The organism is Vibrio sp. 10N.222.49.C9, from assembly GCF_041474985.1.
GTDB classification, from domain to species: domain Bacteria; phylum Pseudomonadota; class Gammaproteobacteria; order Enterobacterales; family Vibrionaceae; genus Vibrio; species Vibrio crassostreae_C.
Window position 1 is genome coordinate 1 of the sequence record NZ_JBFRVD010000381.1, and the last position, 289, is coordinate 289.

At 48.8% G+C, this 289-nt stretch carries 1 protein-coding gene; it reads left to right on the top strand.

Translation table 11 applies throughout. From position 1 onward, the window contains the following. Positions 1-289, top strand: a 289-nt coding sequence (locus tag AB4585_RS23605; RefSeq protein ID WP_372171200.1) for a sigma 54-interacting transcriptional regulator, incomplete at both ends; no start/stop codon positions are given.

Sequence of the window (289 nt, forward strand, 5' to 3'; positions counted from 1 at the left end):
GCATTTACTGGCGCAAACAGCGTTCGCCAAGGTCGATTCGAACAGGCCAATGGTGGCACGCTATTTTTGGATGAAATTGGTGATATGCCGCTGGATATCCAAACGCGATTATTGCGCGTACTTGCCGACGGACAGTTCTATCGTGTCGGTGGGCACTCTGCCATCAAGGTAGACGTAAGGATCATTGCGGCTACTCACCAAAACCTAGAATCTCTCGTTAAAGAGGGGGACTTTCGTGAAGATCTCTTCCACCGCTTAAACGTTATTCGCGTACACATCCCTTCTTTAA